The following is a 2,883-nucleotide window of genomic DNA, read 5'->3' on the forward strand; positions in this document are numbered from 1 at the left end:
GAGCTCCGAAGTGCTCGGTGGATTGGTGGAGTTGGTGGTGAGGTAGGCGACGAGTCGTTTGTCGCCGGGGGTGTCCTCGCGGACGACGGTGGTGCTGGCCGTGACGGCGGGGTGTTCCAGCAGCCGGGCGTCGATCTCGCCGGGTTCGATGCGGTGGCCGCGGATCTTGACTTGGTCGTCGGTGCGGCCGAGGAAGTCGAGGGTGCCGTCGGGGCGGTAGCGGGCGAGGTCGCCGGTGCGGTAGAGCCGGGCGCCCGGGGTGAAGGGGTCGGGGACGAACCGGTCGGCGGTGAGAGCGGGTTGGTGGTGGTAGCCGCGGGCCAGGCCGTCGCCGCCGAGGTACAGCTCGCCGGTGACGCCGATCGGGACGGGGCGTCCGGCCGGGTCGAGGAGGTGGATGCGGGTGTTGTCGATCGGCCGCCCGATCGGTACCGGACCCTCCCACGACCCCGGCCGACAGGTGAAGCACGTGGCCATGGTGGTGCTCTCGGTGGGCCCGTAGACGTTGACGACGGCCGAGCCGGGGTGGAGCTCCAGGAACGTTCGAACGTGGGTGGCCGACAGGGCCTCGCCGCCCGTCAGGACGTGCCGGACCCCGGCCAGCGCCTGCGAGGACTCCTCCACCAGGGTGTGGAAGAGGGCGGTGGTGAGGAGGAGGACGGTGGGTCGGTGGGTGTGGATGTCGTGGGTGGCGGTTTCGGTGGTGGTGCGGCCCGGGGCGGCGATGGCGAGGGTGGCGCCGGTGGTGAGGGGGGTCCAGATCTCGTAGCTGGAGGCGTCGAAGGCGATGGAGTTGAGGTGGAGGAAGACGTCGTCGGGGGTGGTGTCGGTGATGCGGGTGTTGTGGGTGAGGCGTAGGACGTTGCGGTGGGTGATCTGGACGCCCTTGGGGGTGCCGGTGGATCCCGAGGTGTGGAGGACGAAGGCGAGACTGCCGGGGTGGGCGACGGGATCGGGATCGGTGGTCGGGTGCCCGGCGGTCGTCGGGTCGTCCAGGGCGAGGAGGGTGCCACCGAGGGAGGCCGCCAGTCCGGTCTGGTGGGGGTGGTGGAGGACGACGGCGGTGTCGGTGGAGGTCAGGAGGTGGGTGAGGCGTTCGGTGGGGTGGGTGGGGTCGAGGGGGAGGTAGGCGGCGCCGGCTTTGAGGACGGCGAGCAGGCCGATGACGAGTTCGGGGCTGCGTTCGGCGCAGATGCCGACGGTGGTGTCGGGGTGGACGCCGGATTCCCGGAGTCGGTGGGCGAGTTGGTTGGCACGTTCGTTGAGCTCGCGGTAGCTGAACCGTCGTTCGCCCTGGACGAGAGCGATGGCCTCCGGCCGCAACCGGGCCTGCTGTTCGACCAGTTGGTGCACGGTGCGGTCGTGGGGGTAGGGCGCGGTGGTGTCGTTCCACTCGTGCAGGATGCGGCGGCGCTCGTCCGGGCTGAGGAGGTCGAGGTCGTCCAACCGTGTGTCGGGCTCGGTGGTGACGGCGGTGAGCAGGTGCTGGAAGTGGGTGGCCAGTCGCTCGATGGTCGACGCGTCGAACAGGTCGGTGCTGTAGGTGAAATCGATCGTCAGCTCGGGGCCGGCCTCGGTCGCGCTGACGGTCAGGTCGAACTTAGCGACCGTGTCGTCCAGGGGAAGCGTCTGGACGTCCAGTCCTGCCAACTGCCAGCAGTGGGAGATGTCCGTGGTCGAGCCGTGGACGGTGAGCATGGTCTGGAAGAGGGGGGTGCGGCTGAGGTCGCGTTGGGGGGCGAGTTCGGAGACCAGGCGTTCGAAGGGGAGGTCCTGGTGGGCGTAGGCGTTGAGGGCGGTGTCGCGGGTCCGGTTGAGGACTTCGCGGAGGGTGGGGTTGCCGGTGAGGTCGGCGCGGAGGACGAGGGTGTTGACGAAGAAGCCGATGAGGTCTTCGGTTTCGGAGCGGTTGCGGTTGGCGACGGGGGTGCCGACGGCGATGTCGTGGTGGCCGGTGTAGGTGCGGAGGAGGATCTGGTAGGTGGCCATCAGGGTCATGAAGGTGGTGACGCCGTGGTCCTGGCCGAGTTTGTGCAGGGCGGTGGTGAGGGTGTCGGGCAGGTTGAGGGTGTGGGTGGCGCCTCGGCTGCTGCGGACGGCGGGGCGGGGGCGGTCGGTGGGCAGGTCCAGCGGTTCCAGTCCGGCGAGTTGCTCCCGCCAGTAGGCCGCCTGCCCCTCGACCAGCTCGCCCTGGAGCCAGGAGCGCTCCCAGATCGCGTAGTCGGCGTACTGGAGGGCGGGTTCGGTCAGCCGGCTGGGCTGTCGCTCGCGGAGGGCCGCGTAGAGCTCGTCGAGTTCCCTGGCGACGATGCGGTAGGACCAGCCGTCGGTGACGATGTGGTGCATCGAGAGCAGGAGCACGTGCTGCTGCGGGTCGAGGCGGAACAGGTGCGCGCGGGCGAGCGGCCCGTGCGCGAGGTCGAAGGGCCGGCTCGCTTCCTGGTGCAGTGCTGCCACGAGGTCGACGTCGTCCCAGTCGCCGGCGTCCACCTGGACGAGCGGCAGGGAGCCGGTGGGCTCGATCACCTGGGCGGGTGCCGAGTCCGCTCCCTCGGCGAACCGGGTGCGCAGGATCTCGTGCCGGGCCGCGAGCTGGTGCAGCGCCTGTTCCAGGGCTGCCGGGTCGAGCGCACCGAACAGGTGCAGCGCGACGGGGACGGTGTAGGCGTTGCCGTCGGGGTCCATCCGGTCGAGGAACCAGAGGCGTTCCTGGGCATACGACAGCGGGACGGCGGCCGGTCGTTCCGCGCGGCGGACGGCCGTGGTGTCGACCGCTGCCGACGTGCCTAGGGTGGTGGCGAGTTGGGCGATGGTGGGGGTCTCGAAGAGGGCGCGGACGGGGAGTTCGTGGCCGAGTTCGGTGCGCAGGCGGGAGGTGACGCG

General features: G+C 70.6%; 1 protein-coding gene. It reads right to left on the reverse strand.

Annotation, left to right across the window (positions count from 1 at the left end; translation table 11 throughout):
* Nucleotides 1–2,883, reverse strand: a 2,883-nt coding sequence (locus tag ACFXPX_RS43680; protein WP_380645102.1) for an amino acid adenylation domain-containing protein, incomplete at both ends; no start/stop codon positions are given.

Source organism: Kitasatospora sp. NPDC059146 (genome assembly GCF_042786665.1).
In the GTDB taxonomy this organism is placed as follows: domain Bacteria; phylum Actinomycetota; class Actinomycetes; order Streptomycetales; family Streptomycetaceae; genus Kitasatospora.